17 protein-coding genes are annotated in these 18,219 nt (G+C 71.0%); 8 read left to right on the plus strand and 9 right to left on the minus strand.

What is annotated here, in order from left to right:
• Window positions 1-10 precede the first annotated feature (10 nt).
• From lpxD to lpxB, 5 genes are all read left to right on the plus strand, one after another.
• Window positions 11-1,072, plus strand: coding sequence for a UDP-3-O-(3-hydroxymyristoyl)glucosamine N-acyltransferase (lpxD, locus tag PQI07_RS15010; protein WP_043351214.1), 1,062 nt, complete (start codon window positions 11-13; stop codon window positions 1,070-1,072).
• A 109-nt stretch (window positions 1,073-1,181) separates the two neighbouring features.
• On the plus strand, window positions 1,182-1,658 hold the full coding sequence (gene fabZ, locus PQI07_RS15015) for a 3-hydroxyacyl-ACP dehydratase FabZ (RefSeq protein WP_043351216.1): 477 nt from the start codon (window positions 1,182-1,184) through the stop codon (window positions 1,656-1,658).
• Window positions 1,655-2,473, plus strand: a complete 819-nt coding sequence (lpxA, locus tag PQI07_RS15020) for an acyl-ACP--UDP-N-acetylglucosamine O-acyltransferase (RefSeq protein ID WP_043351218.1) — start codon at window positions 1,655-1,657, stop codon at window positions 2,471-2,473. Before fabZ ends, lpxA begins: the two co-directional genes overlap by 4 nt.
• A gap of 11 nt (window positions 2,474-2,484) precedes the next feature.
• Window positions 2,485-3,348 carry an LpxI family protein gene (locus tag PQI07_RS15025; RefSeq protein WP_274926872.1) on the plus strand — a complete coding sequence of 288 codons (864 nt, stop codon included), beginning with the start codon at window positions 2,485-2,487 and terminating at the stop codon, window positions 3,346-3,348.
• Complete coding sequence (gene lpxB, locus PQI07_RS15030; protein WP_274926873.1) at window positions 3,345-4,523, plus strand: lipid-A-disaccharide synthase; 1,179 nt, start codon at window positions 3,345-3,347, stop codon at window positions 4,521-4,523. The genes PQI07_RS15025 and lpxB overlap by 4 nt, the downstream gene beginning before the upstream one ends.
• A 9-nt stretch (window positions 4,524-4,532) precedes the next feature.
• Here the strand turns inward: lpxB and PQI07_RS15035 are convergent, their stop codons facing one another.
• Both PQI07_RS15035 and PQI07_RS15040 read right to left on the minus strand, forming a co-directional pair.
• Window positions 4,533-5,219 (minus strand): peptidase inhibitor family I36 protein, encoded by a 687-nt coding sequence (locus PQI07_RS15035; protein WP_274926874.1) that lies wholly within the window; start codon window positions 5,217-5,219, stop codon window positions 4,533-4,535.
• A 22-nt stretch (window positions 5,220-5,241) separates the two neighbouring features.
• Window positions 5,242-5,874 carry a 2OG-Fe(II) oxygenase gene (locus PQI07_RS15040; protein ID WP_043382815.1) on the minus strand — a complete coding sequence of 211 codons (633 nt, stop codon included), beginning with the start codon at window positions 5,872-5,874 and terminating at the stop codon, window positions 5,242-5,244.
• 290 nt (window positions 5,875-6,164) lie between these two features.
• Between PQI07_RS15040 and PQI07_RS15045 the strand changes: the two genes are divergently transcribed.
• Window positions 6,165-6,482, plus strand: coding sequence for a hypothetical protein (locus PQI07_RS15045; RefSeq protein ID WP_043758785.1), 318 nt, complete (start codon window positions 6,165-6,167; stop codon window positions 6,480-6,482).
• A 149-nt stretch (window positions 6,483-6,631) separates the two neighbouring features.
• Window positions 6,632-8,743 carry an ABC transporter ATP-binding protein/permease gene (locus PQI07_RS15050; RefSeq protein WP_043382818.1) on the plus strand — a complete coding sequence of 704 codons (2,112 nt, stop codon included), beginning with the start codon at window positions 6,632-6,634 and terminating at the stop codon, window positions 8,741-8,743.
• Between the two features lie 205 nt (window positions 8,744-8,948).
• On the opposite strand, the gene eda is transcribed toward PQI07_RS15050, so the two are convergent.
• The 3 genes from eda to PQI07_RS15065 all read right to left on the minus strand — a co-directional run bounded on the left by eda (window position 8,949) and on the right by PQI07_RS15065 (window position 12,894).
• Window positions 8,949-9,584 carry a bifunctional 4-hydroxy-2-oxoglutarate aldolase/2-dehydro-3-deoxy-phosphogluconate aldolase gene (gene eda, locus PQI07_RS15055; protein WP_170867496.1) on the minus strand — a complete coding sequence of 212 codons (636 nt, stop codon included), beginning with the start codon at window positions 9,582-9,584 and terminating at the stop codon, window positions 8,949-8,951.
• A gap of 22 nt (window positions 9,585-9,606) precedes the next feature.
• Window positions 9,607-11,433 carry a phosphogluconate dehydratase gene (gene edd / locus PQI07_RS15060; protein WP_274926875.1) on the minus strand — a complete coding sequence of 609 codons (1,827 nt, stop codon included), beginning with the start codon at window positions 11,431-11,433 and terminating at the stop codon, window positions 9,607-9,609.
• A 339-nt stretch (window positions 11,434-11,772) separates the two neighbouring features.
• Complete coding sequence (locus PQI07_RS15065; protein ID WP_043350954.1) at window positions 11,773-12,894, minus strand: type II asparaginase; 1,122 nt, start codon at window positions 12,892-12,894, stop codon at window positions 11,773-11,775.
• 170 nt (window positions 12,895-13,064) lie between these two features.
• On the opposite strand from PQI07_RS15065, the gene PQI07_RS15070 reads away from it, so the two are divergent.
• The gene (locus PQI07_RS15070; protein WP_043350951.1) at window positions 13,065-13,283 is read left to right on the plus strand and encodes a hypothetical protein; all 219 of its coding nucleotides are present in this window, start codon (window positions 13,065-13,067) and stop codon (window positions 13,281-13,283) included.
• Window positions 13,284-13,386: 103 nt separating this feature from the next.
• Here the strand turns inward: PQI07_RS15070 and PQI07_RS15075 are convergent, their stop codons facing one another.
• The 4 genes from PQI07_RS15075 to PQI07_RS15090 all read right to left on the minus strand — a co-directional run bounded on the left by PQI07_RS15075 (window position 13,387) and on the right by PQI07_RS15090 (window position 18,142).
• Entirely contained in the window at window positions 13,387-14,706 is a 1,320-nt protein-coding gene (locus PQI07_RS15075; protein WP_053609499.1) for an MFS transporter, read from the minus strand.
• A 147-nt stretch (window positions 14,707-14,853) separates the two neighbouring features.
• Window positions 14,854-16,254: a sigma-54-dependent transcriptional regulator gene (locus PQI07_RS15080; protein ID WP_043758779.1), complete on the minus strand. Its 1,401-nt coding sequence runs from the start codon at window positions 16,252-16,254 to the stop codon at window positions 14,854-14,856.
• Entirely contained in the window at window positions 16,239-17,702 is a 1,464-nt protein-coding gene (locus PQI07_RS15085) for a sensor histidine kinase (protein WP_274926876.1), read from the minus strand. Before PQI07_RS15085 ends, PQI07_RS15080 begins: the two co-directional genes overlap by 16 nt.
• 236 nt (window positions 17,703-17,938) lie before the next feature.
• Entirely contained in the window at window positions 17,939-18,142 is a 204-nt protein-coding gene (locus PQI07_RS15090; protein ID WP_043382839.1) for a hypothetical protein, read from the minus strand.
• Window positions 18,143-18,219 lie beyond the last annotated feature (77 nt).

Genomic DNA, 18,219 nt, shown 5'->3' on the forward strand with positions numbered 1-18,219 from the left:
GTTATCGAGCATGTCAGATCCCATCTTCTTCACCGCCGCCGCCGATGGCCTCACCCTGGCCGAGATCGCGGCAGCCGCCGGCGCCAGCCTCCCCGACGGAGCGGATCCGGAACGCCGGTTCAGCGGCGCGGCCTCCCTGGAGAGCGCCGGTCCGGAGCACCTCGCCTACATGGACAATGCCCGCTACGGCGACGCGCTCGCCGCGACGCGGGCGGGGGTGTGTCTGGTCTCCCCCCGGTTCGCGGCGCGTTGTCCCGCAACCACCGTTGCCCTCGTCAGCCGCGATCCCTACCGCGCCTATGCGGCCTTGCTCGGCCGTCTGCATCCCGATGCCCTGCGTCCCGGCTCCCAGTTCACCGTCCGCGGCGTCGCGTCCGGCGCCCATGTCCATCCGGAAGCCCGGCTCGAGGACGGCGTCACGGTCGATCCCGGCGCGGTCGTCGGGCCGGGTGCCGAGATCGGCGCAGGAACGGTGATCGGGCCGAATGCCGTGATCGGTCCCGGCGTCCGCATCGGGCGGGACTGTGCGATCGGCGCCGGCACCACGCTCAGCCACGCCCTGCTCGGGAACCGGGTGATCATCCACCCGGGTGCGCGCCTCGGCCAGGACGGATTCGGCTTCGCCATGGGCGCCAGCCACCTCAAGGTTCCGCAAGTCGGGCGGGTGATCGTTCAGGACGATGTCGAGATCGGCGCCAACACCACGATCGACCGGGGCGCCTCGCGCGACACGGTGATCGGGGAGGGGACCAAGATCGATAATCTCGTGCAGATTGCCCACAACGTCGTGATCGGGCGGCACTGCGTCATCGTGTCGGGCGTCGGCATCTCGGGCTCGACCACCCTGGAGGATTACGTCGTCCTCGGCGGGCAGGTCGGCGTCGTCGGCCACCTGCGCATCGGCCGCGGTGCGCAGATCGCCGGCTCGTCCAACGTCAACCGCGACGTGCCGCCGGGCAGCCGCTGGGGCGGAACGCCCGCCAAGCCGGTCCGGGCCTGGTTCCGGGAGTTGACGACGCTGGCCCGCCTCGCCGAGCGCGGCGGCAAGGACCTGAGCGGCGAGGACACCTGACCGGGAAGGCCTTGCGCTTCCGGCGATTTCTTCCGAAGAGGGCGTTCGGCCCGCCAAGAGCGGCCGGATTGCAAGCCGCCCCGGGCGGCAAGTCGAGGTGCGGATTTCGATGAGTGAGGCGGCGCGCGAGACCGGCACCGAGCTGGGCATAGCCGATATCCAGACGTTGCTGGAATTGCTGCCACACCGTTACCCGTTCCTGATGGTGGATCGCATCGTCGAGATCGACCGGGACGAGTCCTGTGTCGGGATCAAGAACGTCACGGCGAACGAGCCGCAGTTCATGGGACACTTCCCGGACATGCCGGTCTTCCCGGGCGTGCTCCTGATCGAGGGCATGGCGCAGACGGCAGGCGCGATCTGCTGCCGCCACATCCGGGCGGACGGACGGAACACCAAGCAGGTGTTCTTCATGACCATCGACAAGTGCAAGTTCCGCAAGCCCGTCACCCCCGGCGACCAGGTGCGCTTCCACATGACGAAGCTGAATCAGCGCCGGACCATGTGGTGGTTCCGCGGCGAGGCCCGGGTCGACGGCAACCTCGTCGCCGAGGCCGAGATCAGCGCCATGCTGGTGACGGAGTGACCGCGCCGTTCATCCATGCGAGCGCCGTGATCGAGTCCGGCGCCCGGATCGGCGACGGGGCCCGGATCGGCCCCTTCTGCCATGTCGGCCCCGAGGTCGTGCTCGGGCCGGATTGCGAACTCATCAGTCACGTCGTCCTGGCGGGCCGCACCACGATCGGACCCCGCACCCGGATCTTCCCCTTCGCGTCGATCGGCCACCAGCCGCAGGACCTGAAGTACCGGGGCGAGGCCTCGACCCTGACGATCGGCGCCGATTGCCTGATCCGCGAGGGCGTCACGATGAACCCGGGCACCAGCGGCGGCGGCCTGGAGACCGTGGTCGGCGATCACTGCACCTTCCTGGCGAATTCGCATGTCGGCCACGACTGCCGGGTCGGCGCGCATGTGATCTTCTCCAACAACGTGATGCTGGCGGGCCATTGCAGCGTCGGCGACTACGCGATCCTGGGTGGCGGCGCCGCCGTGATCCAGTTCGCGCGCGTCGGTGCGCACGCCTTCGTGGGCGGCCTGTCGGGCCTGGAGAACGACTGCATCCCGTACGGTATGGTGCTCGGCAACCGGGCCTACCTGTCGGGGCTCAACATCATCGGGCTGCAGCGCCGCGGCTTCGCCCGCGACGACATCCACGCCCTGCGGCGCGCCTACCGCCTGCTCTTCGCGCCCGAGGGCACGCTGATGGAGCGGGTGGAGGACGTGGCCGCGACCTTCGAATCCCACGCGGCGGTCCGCGAGATCCTCGACTTCATCCGCCTCGGCGGCAAGCGCTCGATCTGCACGCCGCGCGAGATCCCGACGCCCATCAGCGCCGCCTGAGCGGCCGGGCCGTGACCCAGGCCGATCCGCACCCCGAGGGGGCCCTGGTTCTGATCGCCGGGGCCGGCCGGCTGCCGGAACTCGTCGCCGAGTCGCTGCGCCGGGCGCGCCGGCCCTTCCGCGTGATCGCCCTGCGCGGTTTCACGGGGGCGACCCTGCGGGCCAGTGCCGACGCCACGGTCGACCTGCTCGACCTCGCCGCCACCCTGAAGCTTCTGCGGCGCTGGGGGCCGGCGGTCGTGGTACCGGCCGGCGGCGTCTCCCGGCCGAGCCCGGCCGCGATCCTCAATGCCGGAGCCGCCCTGCGCAACCGGGAGGCCCTGCGGGCGATCGCCGGCGGGGGCGACGACCGCCTCCTGCGCGCCGCCGTCACGCTGGTGGAAGAGGACGGCCACAGGGTCGTGGGCGTCCACGAGGCCGCGCCGGACCTGCTCTGCCCGGAGGGGCCCCTCGGGCGCCGGGTTCCGGATGCCGAGGCGGCTGCCTCGATCCGCGCAGGGCGCGGGGTCCTCGACGCCCTCTCGCCCTACGATCTGGGACAGGCTGTGGCCCTGGCCGGCGACCGGATCCTGGCCGTGGAGGGGCCGGAGGGCACCGATCGCATGCTGGCCCGGGCGCGGGCCCTGGGGCGCCGTCCGTTCGGGTTCGGCCGGGCGATGCCCGCCACCGTGCTGGTGAAGGCCCCCAAGGTCGGCCAGGACCGCCGCATCGATCTCCCGGCCATCGGACCGCGCACCGTGCGCAACGCGGCCCAGGCAGGTTGCGTCGGCCTGGCGCTGGAGGCCGGCGGGACCCTGGTCATCGACAGGGTGGCCACGGCCGCCGAAGCCGACCGCCTCGGTCTCTTCGTCGTGGGCTACGGAGGGACGCCGTGACCGGCCGGCCCCGGACCATCTGGCTCGTGGCCGGCGAGGATTCCGGCGATCAGCTCGGCGCCAAGCTGATGCGGGCCCTGCGCGAGGCGGCGCCCGACGTGGTCTTCGGCGGCGTCGGCGGCGAGGCCATGGCGGAGGCGGGGTTCGCATCCCTGTTCCCCCTCGATGACGTGGCGGTGATGGGCTATCTGCCGGTCCTCGCCCGGGCCCGGACCCTGCTCCGGCGCATCCGCGAAACCGTCTCGGCGGCGGTTGACGCCCGGCCGGACGTGCTGGTGATCATCGACAGTCCGGGTTTCACCCACGCGGTGGCGCGGCGGGTGCGCAAGGTGGCCCCCGGCATCCCGATCATCGATTACGTGTCGCCGAGCGTCTGGGCGTGGCGGCCCTGGCGGGCGAAGGGGATGCGACCGTTCATCGACCACGTCCTGGCCCTGCTGCCCTTCGAGCCGGACGCGCATCTGCGGCTCGGCGGGCCGCCCTGCACCTATGTCGGACACCCGCTGATCGAGCGCCTTCCGGAACTGCGGCCCACCGCATCCGAGCAGCGGCGGCGCGATTCCGTTCCCTACAGCCTCGTGCTGCTGCCGGGGTCCCGCCGGTCCGAGATCGAGCGGCTGATGCCGGTCTTCGGTGCGGCGCTGGCGCGGGTGGCGGAAGGCCTCGCGGTCGAGGCGGTGCTGCCCGCCGTGACGCGTCACAGGGCGCTGATCGAGCGGCTTTCCGCGGAGTGGACGGTGCCCGTCCGCATCGTCACCGGCGAGGCGCCGAAATACGCCGCCTTCCGGGAGGCCCGGGCGGCGCTCGCCGCCTCCGGCACGGTCACACTGGAACTCGCCCTCGCGGGCGTCCCGATGGTCGTCGCCTACAAGGTCTCGCGGGCGGAGGAATTCATCGCCCGCCGGCTGATCCAGGTCCCGAGCATCGTGCTGCCGAACCTGATCCTGGCCGAGAACGCCATGCCGGAATTCGTCCAGGCCGACTGCACGCCGGAGCGCCTGGCAGGCGCCGTGCGGTCGCTCCTGGCAGGCGGTGCGGGCCGCGACGCACAGCTCGCTGCCCTCGCCCGGATCGACGGGCTGATGCGGCTCGCCGCGAATGACACGCCGAGCCGGGCCGCCGCGCGCATCGTCCTGCGCGCGGCAGAGCGCCACGCGTCCGATCCGAGGGCGTGACGGGGCCGCTCAGCCGGCGCGGCGACTGCAGCGGGTGTAGGTCGATGTCCCGCGATTACTCGACCACGTCAGGTGCTCGCCATCCACCAGCAGGCGGACCTGCGACGACCAGCGCCGGCCACGGTCGCTGCACTCGGCGGCGGCGACCCAGGCGCTGCCGACCCGTCGCATGTCGTGGAAGAGGCAGATCGTGCGGCCGGCGCGGGCGCGATCCTGCGTGATCGTGGCGGGGATGTAGCCCCGGCGCCGGGATCGGGTCCCGCAGGCTTCGGGAGTCGGACCCCAGACGCCAACATACTCGGCCGCAGCGGGGGCCGGGGCGGGGGCCGGGGCGGGGTGCGGCGCCGGACGGGCATTCGCCAAGGCGCCCGGCATCGCGGTGGCCGCCTGGGGCGGCGGCGGCGCCGTGGGCGCCGCCATGGCGGTCTGGCCGGGCGGATCTTCCGCAGGGGCACCCGGGTCGGGCGCGTCGAGCATCACGACCCGCCGCGCCGTGGCGCGCGGACCGGCGGCGCCCCCTGCGGAGGGGCTGGCCTCCGGCGCCGTCGGGCGAAACGGCAGGTCCTCGGTCAGGTAGGCCGCGCTGTAGGCGAACAGGCCGACCCAGCCGAGGACGAGGAGCGCCGGCAGGGCGAAGCGACGCCAGGAGCCGGAACGCGCCCCGCCGCCCGGATCCGCCAGCACGACCGCACCCATGGTCCGCCCCCTTCTCGTTCGATCAGCGGCCGAAGATACCCTTCAGGAACTGCGCCGTACGGTTGCGCTTGCGCTTGCGCTCCAATTCCGATGCGTCCCTGAGCCACGCGACCTGCACGACCCGACGCTCGCCCTCGAAGGGCTCGTGGCCGTGCCAGGAATTCTCCGCCCGCAGGAAAGCGAACATCGTGCCCATGGTGGGCGGCACCTCGACCGCGAAGGGCTCGTAGTTGCGCCCGTCGTAAAGCACCCGCAGGCGCCCCGCGGCCGGGGCGTCCCAGGCGTCGTTCATGTAGACGAGCAGCGTCAGCACCTTCGACGGCCCGTCGGTGTGGATCGAGCCGTATTTGAGCTGGCTGCGCCGCATGATCGTGGTCAGTCGCGGGCAGGAGACGAGGTCGATGCCGAACTTCTCCCCGAGGATCTTGGAGAAGGCGTCGCTCTCCAGCTCGTCGATCAGCGCCTTGAACCGGCCCTTCAGGGCGACCTCGTCGACCGTGAGGTAGCCGGGCTTGGCGATCTCGGGGAAGTCGCGGCGGATGTCGTCGATCGCGTCGGGCTTCAGGACGTTGCTGCCGAGCGTGTAGGCGTAGGGCTCGTGGGAAACGGGCGCGGCGCGCACGGCGGAGATGTCGAGGATCGAGAGAGCGGACATCGCTGGGTCCCTTGACTCCGGCGCCGGTCGGCCGGCACGCCGGGCGCCGGAGACGCGTGCCGGAGGGCCGGTCGAGCCATCGTGCCCGGGTCGCCGCGCAGGCGTCCACGATCACAAATCTAAAGCGGCTTTCGGCAATCCCGGAATCTCCTAATCCGCCGATTGCGGCGGTCCGACGGCGAAAGCGGCCCGGTGGCGCATTCCGGTGACAGTCTCGGGCGGTCCGCTTGTGCAGGATGGTGCCAGACCCGCGGGCTTTCTTCCCGGGTGCGTACCGGAACCCGTTCCCGATGAGGCCGTGGGCCCTCGCCTTGCTGTTCAGCCACCTCGCCGTCGTTGCGGTCGGGTTGGAGGCCCGTGCGCAGTCGCGGCCGCCCCGCGGCTCGATGACGGCCCGCATGACCTGCTCCGAGGCCATGGCCCTGGTGAGGAACGAGGGTGACGTCATCATCGCCGCCGGGTCGGCCCCGGAGCGTTTCGTGAGCAATCCCGGCCAATGCAGCGCCTCCGAGATCGCCGAGCTGCGCTTCGCCCCCACGCGCGACAACCCGCAATGCCCGATCGGCTATCATTGCCGCGAGCCGGGCTTCGAGGAGTGGAACTGGTAGCCGCGCCGACCGCGTAAATCGCCGCACCGTCGGAACGTGACCAAAGTTTCACGCGACAGCCTGGGGCAAGTGCCACTATCTGGCCATCAGCCGGGGTCAAGGCCGCCGGCGGCGTCCCCAGCGGGCGCGCACGGATGGGGGATCGACGCGTGGCAGCACTCAGGACCGGACTGGGAATCCAGGCCGTGCTCACGGCTCTGGCCGCGCTGATCCTGCTGGCATTTCCCGGTATTCCGAGCCCGCCGCTCTATGTCTCGCTCGCCGGCTTCGCCATGGCGGGCATCCTGATCGCCGCGAACGGCATCTCGGCCTACCTGAAGGTCTTCGTCTCGGTTTACGGCGTCGGCTACCTGCTGCTGGCCGGATCGAAGACGATCGCCGCCATGGGCCTGCTGCCGCCGGTGATCGCGGCGCTTCTGCCGCCCGCCTTCGCCGCCACCGGTGCGGTGGTCTTCGCCGCCATCGTGCTCGGCATCTCGCATCTCGAGCCGATCCGGGCGATCACCAACATCGCCGACCCGTATTTCGCCAACCGCGACAAGCCCACCAAGGAGATCGGCCTGTTCCGGTGGTTCGGCACCACGGAGGGCCGGATCGGCCGCAACCTCGTGGCCCTGTCGATCTTCGTGAACTTCGCCGACGTTGCGCTGACGTTGCGGTTCAACTTCTTCTACCGCGACATCTACAACTCGCTTCAGGAATACGACGCGAACGCCTTCTGGTATCAGCTGCTCTGGGTGTTCGTGCCGCTGGCCACGCTGAACATCGCCATCGGCATGTTCGACCTGTTCGTGGATTCCTCGCTGCTGATCCGCTGGCGCACGTGGCTGACGCACAGCCTGTACGAGCGCTGGCTCGGCAACGGCACCCATTACCGGATCCCGTTCACCGACGAGGAGGCCGACAACCCGGATCAGCGCATCCAGGCCGACGTCAACAGCTTCATCGTGCAGACCACGACGCTGTCGATCCGGTTGCTGAGCCAGGCCGCGCAGCTCGTCTCATTCATCGTGATCCTCTGGACCCTGTCGCGGGACTTCGTGGTGCCGTTCACCGACACGGTGATCCCGGGCTTCCTGGTCTGGCTGGTGATCGCCTACGCGGTGGTCGGCACGTGGCTCACCCACCTCATCGGCCGGCCGCTCATCGGGCTCGACTTCCGGCAGGAGCGGGTCGAGGCCGATTTCCGCTTCGCGCTGGCCCGCAACCGCATCTACTCCGAGCAGATCGCCCTGCTGCGCGGCGAGCGGGCGGAGGCCTCGCGGCTCTCGACGCTGTTCCACAGCGTCATCGACAACTACGTCGGGATCATCTTCCGCCGCATCAAGCTGATCGCCTTCACGTTCAGCTACCGGCAGGCGAGCGTGATCTTCCCGATGGTGCTGGCGGCCCCGTCCTTCTTCGCCAAGAAGATCACGCTGGGTGCCCTCCAGCAGACCTCGCAGGCCTTCAGCCAGGTGCAGAGTTCGCTGTCGTTCTTCGTGGATTCCTACACGACGCTCGCGGCCTACAAGGCCAACACCAACCGTCTCGGATCCTTCCGCCGGGCCATGACCAAGGCCGAGGCCCTCGAAGCCGCAGGCTACGGCTTGATCCAGGGCAACGAGAGCACGGGCGACGTCACCGCGCGCGGACTCGTCCTCGCCCTGCCGGACGGGCGCCCGATCGTGACCGCCGACACGCTGACCCTGCCGCGGGGCGGCGCGACCCTGGTCACGGGTCCCTCCGGCTCGGGCAAGTCGACCCTGTTCCGCGCGATCGCTGGGATCTGGCCGTTCGGCAAGGGCCGGGTCGACGTGCCCGCCGGGCAGTCGGCGCTGGTGCTGCCGCAGCGGCCTTACATCCCCCAGGGGACACTGCGTGGCGCCGTGGTCTACCCGAACACGACCGATCAGTTCTCGGACGCGGCGATCAAGGATGCGCTGACGGCCGCCCAGCTGCCGCACTTGGTCGACCACCTCGACCAGACCGACACCTGGGAGCGGCGGCTGTCGGGGGGCGAGCAGCAACGGCTGGCCATCGCCCGTGCGCTTCTGTCCAAGCCGGAATGGCTGTTCCTCGACGAGGCGACGGCCTCGCTCGACGAACCCTCCGAGGCGGCCCTCTACCGGATGCTGCGCGAGCGCCTGCCCGGGACGACGATCGTGTCGATCGGCCACCGCTCGACGCTGGACGCGTTCCACGAGCGGCGCATCACGCTGGAGCCGGAGGGCGGTGTGTTCGTGCCGCGGGCGCGGCGGGAGGCGTTGCCGGCGGAGTAGCGGGCGGCGCCGCAGCGCGCCTTCGGCGGCAGAGGGCTGCGAGCCTAAACGTCGCCGCCGGACGCCAGCGTCTCCGGGACACGCACGATCTTCATCCGCCGCACCGGCTGGCGGCGACATCTATCGGGATCGGCAGGAGACGCCGGAGACGCCGCGGCTCTCCCTCCCCCGCGAGGGAGGAGGGTCGCCCTTCGGATGCGGCGATTTAGCGGTGAGCTCCTGTCCGCAGCCCCGCAGCGGCCCGGGCTGCCTGCTCGATCGCCGCCGGATCGGGCGTGCCGGGCTTCACCACCCAGCTGCCGCCGACGCAGAGCACGGACGGGAGCGCCAGCCAGTCGGGGGCGGTCGCCTCGGTGATCCCACCCGTCGGGCAGAACCGCACCGCGCCGAACACCGCCGCGTGCGCCTTCAGCGCCTTGATCCCGCCCGCAGCCTCGGCCGGGAAGAACTTGAACCGGTCGAGCCCGTGATCGAGCCCGCGCATGATGTCGGCCGCCGTGGCGACGCCCGGCAGATAGGGGACGCCGTTGGCCTTGGCGGCGTCGGTCAGCGGGTCGGTGAGCCCCGGCGAGACGATGAACTCCGCCCCCGCCCCCAGGGCGTTCTCCAGGTCGCGGGGGTTGAGCACCGTCCCGGCGCCCACAACCGCGCCCTCGACCCGGGTCATCTCCCGGATGATATCGAGGGCGGCCGGAGTGCGCAGGGTGACCTCCAGGGCGGTCAGGCCGCCCTTCACCAGGGCTTCGGCGATGGGCCGGGCCTGAGCCACGTCGTCGATCACCAGGACCGGAATGACGGGCACGGAGCGCATCAGCGCGTCGATGCTGGTCAGATCATTCATGGTCTGCACCTCCTCTACGAACTCAGAGACCGGCGGTGGCGAGCATCGCCGAGGCGCCCCGCTCCGCCGTATCGGCCCCCTGGCGCATGAACGCGAACAATTCCCGACCGGTGCCCTGCGCCGGCTCCGGAGCCTCGGCCTCCGGCCGGGCGGCCAGCTCCGCGTCGTCGACGAGCACCTCCAGCAGCCCGTCCGCCGCGCTCAGGCGGACGATGTCGCCGTCGCGGATCCGCCCGATCGGACCGCCGCCCAGCGCCTCGGGGCTCAGGTGGATCGCGGCCGGAACCTTGCCCGAAGCCCCCGACATGCGCCCGTCGGTCACCAGCGCGACCTTGTGGCCGCGGTCCTGCAGCACGCCCAGCGGCGGGGTGAGCTTGTGCAGCTCCGGCATGCCGTTGGCCTTCGGGCCCTGGAAGCGGACCACCACCACGACGTCCCGCTCCAGCTCGCCGGCCTTGAAGGCTTTGAGCACATCGTCCTGGTCCGAAAAGACCCGGGCCGGTGCCTCGATGGTCCGGCGGTGCTCCTCCACGGCGCTGGTCTTGAACGTCGCCCGGCCGAGATTGCCCTTCACCAGCCGCATGCCGCCATCCGGCTGGAACGGGTTCGCGGGCCGGCGGAGCATCGCGTCGTCGAGGCTCTCCGGCACGGCGTCCTCGAAGACCAACTCCTCGCCGGCGAGCTTCGGATCGCGGGCGTGATCGCGCAGCGACTGGCCCGCCACGGTGAGGATGTCGTCGTGCAGCAGGCCGGCATCCAGCAGCGCGGCCATGACGAAGCTCATGCCGCCGGCCGCGTGGAAGTGGTTCACGTCGCCGGAGCCGTTCGGATAGACGCGGGCGATCAGCGGAACCGCGCTGGAGAGGCGATCGATATCCGCCCAGTCGATCACGATGCCGGCGGCGCGGGCGATGGCCGGCAGATGGATCGCGTGGTTGGTCGAGCCGCCGGTGGCGAGCAGGCCGACCGCGGCGTTCACGATCGCCTTCTCGTCGACGCACAGGCCGAGCGGCCGGTAATCGTTGCCGGCGGCGCCGATCTCGGTGAGCCGGTGGATCGCCGCCCGGGTCACGGCCTGGCGCAGCTTGGTGCCGGGATTGATGAAGGACGCGCCGGGCATGTGCAGGCCCATCATGTCCATCATCATCTGGTTCGAGTTGGCGGTGCCGTAGAACGTGCAGGTCCCGGCGCCGTGGTAGGAGGCCGACTCGGATTCGAGCAGTTCCGCGCGGCCGACCTTGCCCTCGGCGTAGAGCTGGCGGATCCGCTGCTTCTCCTTGTTGGCGAGGCCGGAGGGCATGGGCCCGGCCGGGATCAGGATCGTCGGCAGGTGGCCGAAGCGCAGCGCGCCGATCAGCAGGCCCGGCACGATCTTGTCGCAGATGCCCAGCAGCGCCGCGCCGTCGAACATGCCGTGGCTCAGGGCCACCGCGGTGGACAGGGCGATCGTGTCCCGGGAGAACAGCGACAGCTCCATGCCGGTCTGCCCCTGGGTGACGCCATCGCACATGGCCGGCGTCCCGCCCGCCACCTGCGCGGTGGCCCCGCGCTCCCGGGCGAACAGCTTGATCTGGTCCGGATAGCGCCCGTAGGGCTGATGAGCCGAGAGCATGTCGTTGTAGGCGGTGACGATGCCGATATTCATCACCGTCCGTTCGTCGCGGATCGCAGCCTTGTCCTCGCCGGAGGCCGCGAAGCCGTGGGCGAGGTTGCCGCAGGCGAGCTTGCCGCGCCGGACCCCCGACTCGCGCTCACGGGCGATCAGGTCGAGATAGGCGCGCCGGGTCTCGCGGGAGCGCGCCACGACGCGCTCGGTGACCGCCGCGACCTCGGGATGAAGCTCGGTCATTCTCGTTCCTCCAGGCTCGGTGCCGACGGGCGCGGGGCTGAGGCCGTGATTCGGGCTCGGTCCGGCGGCCGCGTCGGTGGCTGGTATCTAAGGAGTGCACCGCGGGATGTAACCCGGGCGGCGCGCGGGCGCGCCCGGCCATTTCGCGAGCCGGCGTCCGATTCACGGCCTCATCCTGAGGCGCCGGGGCGCTCCAGGCATCGGGCGGCTCGCCGGAGCGCTCCTGCGAGGCGACGTCGCCGCACCTCAGAATGAGGCGCGGCTGATGGGACCGCCCGGGTTGCAGCGGCGCCGGAATCCGCGCCTGCGACCCGGGCGGCACGCGTCCGTCGCCGACCCTCAATACTCCCAGAAGATGCGCTGCAACTCCTTGGTGTCGGTCGTCTTGGTAAGCGCCACGGCCGCCAGGACCTTGGCCTTGGCGGGGTTCAGGTCGTGGGCGACCACCCAGTCGTACTTGTCGTCGGGCTGCTCGGCGTTGCGCAGGACGAATCCGTCCGGCACCCGTGAGGAACGGATCACGAGCGTCCCCTTGGAGCGGATGTCCTTGAGCTTGTCGACGAGGTAGCCGGGGACCGAGCCGTTGCCGGTGCCGGCGTTGACGATCGCCTTGGCGCCCGCTTGGACCTCGGCATCGTAAACGCCCGGGATCATGTTGCCCGAGCCGTAGACGATGCCGACCAGCGGCAGGCTGTCGATCTGGTCGATGTCGAATTCCGAGCTCATGTTGTGCCGCTTCGTGAGCGAGCGGAAGAAGTAGGTCTTGCCCTCGACGACCATGCCGAGCGGGCCCCATTGGCTGTAGAAGGCGCTGGGCACGATGTTGGTCCGCTTGTTCACGTCGCGGCCGGACTGGATGTAGTCGTTCATCGTCACGGTGACGCCCTGGCCGACCGCCTCCTTGCTGGCGGCGACCGTGACGGCGTCGAGCAGGTTGAGGGCACCGTCCGCCGAGATCGCCGTGCCCGGCCGCATCGAGCCGACCACCACGATCGGCTTGTCGCTCTTCACCACGAGATCGAGGAAGAACGCGGTCTCCTCCAGGGTGTCGGTCCCGTGGGTGATGACGACGCCGTCGACGTCATCCTGCTTCAGAAGCTGGGACACGCGCTTGCCGAGCTGGACGAGCTGGGCGTCGGTGAAGCTCTCGGAGGCGATCTGGAAGACCTGTTCGCCGCGGACATTGGCGATGGTGTTCACCTGCGGCACGGCCGCGATCAGCTTGTCGACCGGCACCTTCGCGGCCGTGTACGTGGCGCTGTTGGCGGCATCGGCGCCGGCGCCGGCGATCGTGCCGCCGGTGGCGAGGATCACGACGTTCGGCTTCTTCACCGCTGCGGCGGTGCCGGACTCGGGCATCTCGCGGGCGCCGAGGGGAGCCGCCCCGAATCCGCCGGCCAGGGCCAGGGCGAAGATCGCTCCGCGCAGGGGTAGGGCCGCACCGCTTCGGCAGGAGAACATCGGAAATCCTCGATGGTGGACGGGAGGACGAGTCGGACTCGACGCGGGGATGGTAGCCGCGCCTCGGTCCGAGGCAAGGATCATGCAGGGCTCGGACATGCAGGGCGCGGCGGATCGTTACGCCCGCTCGGGCGTTAGTCGGGGTTGTTGTCCGCTCGGAGGTAAGCCCCATGCTGAATCTCGCCGGCCTGCTCGAGGAACTCGAGCGGAGCGAGCCCGCACGGGCCGCGATGTCGATCCTCGAGGCGTCCCTTGCCCGCCGCTCGGTGGAAGAGCAGGGGGCCTTCTGGCGCGCCGTCGACATCTACTACGTCTCGCGGAAGGCCCCGCCGGAGGCGACCGACCCGGCTACGGCGACGGCTGCGCCGGAGCTGGCCGCGGTGTCGTAAGGCCCGGCCGACAGGAACGGCGCCGCTTTCGGCTTCGCCTGCGGCGCCAGGCATCGACACGGACGGCAGAAGCCGTCGTGGCTTCGGGGTCGAAGCGCCGCGTTCAGGCGCGCACCGGCACAGCCGGGGTCCTGCCCCCGCCGCTCTCGGGCTCGGTGCCCGCGCGCACCGCGCCACGGGTCTCGGGCATCAGTGCGAAGTACAGGACGAAGCCGAGCGCCGCGATGGCCGCCAGCGCCAGGAAGGCGGTGGAATAGCCGGCGGACACGATGATGACGCCGGCGAGCGTGGCGCTCAACGAGGCGCCAATTCCCTGAGCCGTGGCCACGGCGCCCTGGGCCGCGTTGAACCGGCCGCCGCCGCGGGTCAGGTCGGCCACCACGATCGGGAACAGCGCGCCGTAGACGCCGGCGCCGATCCCGTCGAGGAGCTGCACGCCCACCAGCCAGAACGGGTTGTCCGACAGGGTGTAGAGCACGCCGCGCAGCGCCAGGATCCCGAAAGCGGTCAGGAAGATCGGCTTTCGGCCGATCACGTCGGCCTTGGCGCCCACGAAGATCGCCACCGGCACCATCACGCATTGCGCCGCCACGATGCAGACCGCGATCAGCGACGTCGCGTGGTCTTTGCCCGACAGGTGCGTCAGGAGCTGGCCCACCGAGGTCAGCATCGCCGCGTTGGCGAGGTGGAAGATCGCGCAGAGCACGGCGAACAGGAGCAGCGCCCGGTTCTGCAGCAGGGTGGCGAGGCCCGAGGGCTTCTCCTGGGCCTGCTCCTCCTCCTCGGTCATGCCCCGGGCGAGGTCGTTGTCGATGGCGTCGGCCGGCACCATCAGCATGGCGCCGATCGAGAGCGCCGCCAGGATGCCCATCAGCCAGAACACGACCACGGGCCCGAAGAAATAGGCCAGACCGCCCGCCAGCGCGGCGGAGACCGCGTTGCCGGCATGGTTGAAGCCTTCGTTGCGGCCGATCCGCTTGGCGAACATTTTCGGGCCGACGAGGCCGAGGGTGATCGCGGCGAGCGCCGGAGGGAAGATCGTGCCGGCGACGTGGGCGATCGATTGGGTGGCGGTGACGAGGTAGAAGTTGGTGATGAACGGCAGGACGAGGCAGCTCGCCGTCACCGCGATGGCACCACCGATCACCACCGCGCGCTTGTGGTTGGTGGCGTCGATCAGCGCCCCGGCCGGCGTCTGCGCTACGAGGCCGAGGATCCCCGCAATGGTCATCACGAGGCCGGTGGTGGCCTCGTTCCAGCCCTGGTCGGGACCGCGCACGGCGATCAGGTAGATGGCGAGGTAGGGGCCGAGGCCGTCACGCACGTCCGCGAGGAAAAAGTTGAGCGCGTCGAGGCCGCGCAAAGCCTTCGCGGAGGTAGTCCGGCTGCCGCGCGCGCCCGCGCCTGTCTCGATCCTGTCCATCCCGCCGCGATCCCCCGATCGACGAATGGCCCGGTCCCGATCCGGGCCGCGCCGTCGCATGCGGGGCTCGACGCCCGCGCGTGCCAACGGTTCCCGGCCGCGGCAGTCCTCACGCCGGATGTGAACGCTTCTCCGGTCCCAGAGGCGTCAGCTCGGGTCGATGTCCCGCGCAGCGTCCGGATTCCCGACAGCTTCTGTCGTCTCTTCTGACAGATCGGCCCCTGGCGCAGCGAGGCCATAGCGCTCGATCTTGGCGTAGAGGAGCTGCCGCTGGATGCCGAGTCGGCGGGCGGCGCGGGCGCGGTTGCCGTCGGCCTCGCGGAGCGCGGCGGCGATCATGGTCCGCTCCAGGCGGGCGACGGCGCCGGGCAGATCCCCGGCCAGCCAGCTGTCCGCCGTATCGCCGCCACGCCGGTCGGTCCGCATCGCCGGCAGGTCGATCGCCTCGGCCGCGATGGCGCCACCGCGCACCAGCATGGCCGCTCGCTCCACGACGTTGCGCAACTCCCGGACGTTGCCGGGCCATTCGTAGGCCAGCAGGCGCGAGGCGGCTCCACCGCTGAGGCGCTTGCCCGAGGGCACGAGGAAATGCTCGGCCAGGGGCACGATGTCGGCGAGGCGCTCACGCAGGGGCGGCAGGGTGATCGGTACGACGTTCAGCCGGTAGAACAGGTCGGCCCGGAACCGACCCTCGGCGACCAGCTGCGGCAGGTCGCGATGCGTCGCCGCCACGAGGCGGACATCGACCCGGGTGGACCGACCCCCCAGCGGGGTCACGACGCAATCCTGGATCACCCGCAGGATCTTGGCCTGCATCGCCGCCGGCATGTCGCCGATCTCGTCTAGGAACAGGGTGCCGCCCTCGGCCTCGTGGAAGGCGCCGGCGCGGTCCGCGATCGCGCCCGCGAAGGCCCCCCGGACATGGCCGAACAGCGCGCTCTCCAGGGCATCGGCCGGGATCGCCGCGCAGTTCACCGGGATGAACGGCCGCGCGCGGCGCCGCGAGAAGGCGTGCAGGGCCCGGGCGACCTCTTCCTTGCCGGTGCCGGTCTCGCCCTGGATCAGGATCGTCGACGCGCTGTCGGCGACGAGGCCGATGGTCTTCTGGATCTTCCGCATGCCCGCGCTCGATCCGATCAGAACCGGATGCTCCGGCGGCGGGGCGGCGCTGCCCGGATCGAACCGGGCCTCGCGCAGCATCGCGTCGAGCACCGCGGCGAGGTCCGCGCGGCCGATCGGCTTGGTGAGGTGGTCGTGCGCGCCGAGGCGCATCGCCTCGATGGTGTTGGCCGGGCTCGCGAAGGCGGTCAGCACCGTCACGGGCGGGGGCTCCGGCAGGGCACGGATCCGCTCCAGCGTGGCCATGCCGTCGAGGTCGCCGGGCATGCGCAGGTCGAGGAGCACCGCCGCCACCGGCCCCTCGTGCAGCCGCGCCAGCGCCTCCGAGCCGGACGCGACCGGGACCGGTGTATGTCCGAGATCGGTCACCGTCTCGGCGAGCCCGTCGCGCAGGGCTCTGTCGTCGTCGACGATCAGGATGGTTGCCATGGCAGATCCAGGACAAAGGTGGTCTCGGGGGCGTCCGCGACCAGCCTGGCCTCGCCGCGATGCGCCAGGGCGATCTCGCGGACGATCGCGAGGCCGAGGCCGGTGCCGTCGGGCCGGCTGGTGACGAAGGGCTCGAACAGGCTGGCGCGAATCGCCGGATCGATGCCGGCGCCGGTATCGGCGACGCTGAGGCGCAGCCGCAAGGCGCCGTCGGCCGTGACGCGTTCGGCCCCGAGGCGGATCCGGCCGCCCGGCGGCGCGTGCTGCAGGGCGTTCAGCAGCAGGTTGTCGAGGGCCCGGGCGATCTGCGCCCGGTCGAGATGCGGATGGTCCGTGGCGGGCAGTCCGTCGACGGCGATCGCGACCCGAACGGAGCGCGCGTGCGCCAGATCCTCGTGCAGATGCGCGCATTCCGCCAGGAGGGGCGCCACCGGCGTGGGAGTCCGGTTGAGCGCCCGCGCCTGCGTCAGGTTGAGGAGATCGCGCAGCAAAGTGTCGACCCGGGCGATCTGGCCGAGCACCGTCTCGAGGGCGGAGGCGGCGCGGTGCGGATCGCCGCTGACCAGGGCGTTCTCGGCCTTCAGCCGCATCGCCGCGATGGGATTGCGGATCTCATGGGCGATGCTCGCCGCCAGCCGGCCGACCGCGGCCAAGCGCTCGGTCGCCACGATGCGGGACTGCGCCTCCCGCAGCCGACCGCCTGCGGCGTTGAGGGCGTCCACCAGCCGGTCGAGCTCCCGCTCGCCGGTGCGGTCGAGATGCGGCAGATCCTCGCCGTCCGGGCGCGGCGCTGCGAGTGCCGCTTCCAGGCGGGCGATCCGCCCGGAGAAGCCGTACAGGAACCAGCCCAGGAAGGCCGCCGACCCGAGCACGGTCGCGGCCAGGAAGCCGAGCCCGGCGAGGAAGCGCGTGTAGGTCGGGCCGTCGTTGACATGCGCCCGCGCCATCGCCCACGCGGTGAGGCCGGCCTCCGGCCCGTGCAGGGGGCAGGCCTGAAGCATCAGCACCTGGGTCCGGCTCGGCCGGCGGTCCGAGACCGCGTGGTCGACGCGCAGGGCCTGGGCGTTCAATGCCGCGATGGCGTCGTGCTCGGCCGCCGGAAGGTCGGTCTTCGGTCCGGTCCCCTCGTAGGTCGGATAGGCGTAGGCCACGGACTTGCCCGAGGCGCTCCAGATCCCGCCCTCGATGCCGGGGAAGCGCGCCAGCGCGGCGGACACGGTGCCGACGCGGTCGCCCTCTGTGATTCCGCGGCCGCGGGCGCGGACCAGGGCGGCGTAGCGGTCGATGATCTCGCGGCAGGCGCGCCCGACCGCGAGATCGGCCTGCGCCACCTGGACGCCGGTCGATTGATTGTACACGCCGAACATCAGGTAGGCGGTCGCAGCCGCGGAGGCGAGCAGCAGGACCCAGAGCGCGAGCAGCCGGGCGCGCAGGCTGTAGGCCGTCACGACGAAGTCCGACCGGGCATGGCGCTGGCTCCTGCGGCGGCGCCGTGCGCGCCCGGACCCATCCCTAAGCCAAGGCCCGGCCCGGTGACCACTCGAAGACCGCACGCGGGCCGCGATGCCGAGTGAACCGCGCGCGAGCCGTCCCGAGCCAGGCCCGGGACCGCCGGGAGAGGAGCACAGCGTCCGGTGTTCCTCTCGGTAGCAAGACAGTCAGTCGTCGACGGGAACGCGACCGCTCACTTGCGGTTCGTGATCAGGCTGTCGACGTTCTTGTTGGCTTCCTTATTCTCCTTCCGCTGCATCGCCACCTCGTGCTTGGTGTCCTTCATCGACATCTCATCACGCTTGCCCTGGGGCATCTCCTTCGGGGCCGCCAGAGCGGGCGTGATAGACCAGACGCAAGCCAGGCAAAGAGCAGCGCGTGCCGTAGTCTTGAACATGATGCCTCCTCCATTCAATCGATAGTGCAGGACGTCTTGGTGATGTCGCTGGTTCCTCATGCGTGGATCACGGACGT

Origin of the sequence: Methylobacterium sp. 092160098-2, from assembly GCF_028920805.1 — a bacterium.
In the GTDB taxonomy this organism is placed as follows: Bacteria; Pseudomonadota; Alphaproteobacteria; order Rhizobiales; family Beijerinckiaceae; genus Methylobacterium; species Methylobacterium fujisawaense.

Bases quoted from the DNA above. Each gene is read 5' to 3' on its own strand.
- PQI07_RS15045 (WP_043758785.1), top strand. From the start codon at position 6,165: ATGAGGCCGTGGGCCCTCGCCTTGCTGTTCAGCCACCTCGCCGTCGTT.
- lpxD (WP_043351214.1), top strand. From the start codon at position 11: ATGTCAGATCCCATCTTCTTCACCGCCGCCGCCGATGGCCTCACCCTG.
- PQI07_RS15075 (WP_053609499.1), bottom strand. From the start codon at position 14,706: ATGGACAGGATCGAGACAGGCGCGGGCGCGCGCGGCAGCCGGACTACC.
- PQI07_RS15065 (WP_043350954.1), bottom strand. From the start codon at position 12,894: ATGTTCTCCTGCCGAAGCGGTGCGGCCCTACCCCTGCGCGGAGCGATC.
- PQI07_RS15035 (WP_274926874.1), bottom strand. From the start codon at position 5,219: ATGGGTGCGGTCGTGCTGGCGGATCCGGGCGGCGGGGCGCGTTCCGGC.
- PQI07_RS15080 (WP_043758779.1), bottom strand. From the start codon at position 16,254: ATGGCAACCATCCTGATCGTCGACGACGACAGAGCCCTGCGCGACGGG.
- PQI07_RS15090 (WP_043382839.1), bottom strand. From the start codon at position 18,142: ATGTTCAAGACTACGGCACGCGCTGCTCTTTGCCTGGCTTGCGTCTGG.
- fabZ (WP_043351216.1), top strand. From the start codon at position 1,182: ATGAGTGAGGCGGCGCGCGAGACCGGCACCGAGCTGGGCATAGCCGAT.
- PQI07_RS15040 (WP_043382815.1), bottom strand. From the start codon at position 5,874: ATGTCCGCTCTCTCGATCCTCGACATCTCCGCCGTGCGCGCCGCGCCC.
- eda (WP_170867496.1), bottom strand. From the start codon at position 9,584: ATGAATGATCTGACCAGCATCGACGCGCTGATGCGCTCCGTGCCCGTC.
- PQI07_RS15070 (WP_043350951.1), top strand. From the start codon at position 13,065: ATGCTGAATCTCGCCGGCCTGCTCGAGGAACTCGAGCGGAGCGAGCCC.
- edd (WP_274926875.1), bottom strand. From the start codon at position 11,433: ATGACCGAGCTTCATCCCGAGGTCGCGGCGGTCACCGAGCGCGTCGTG.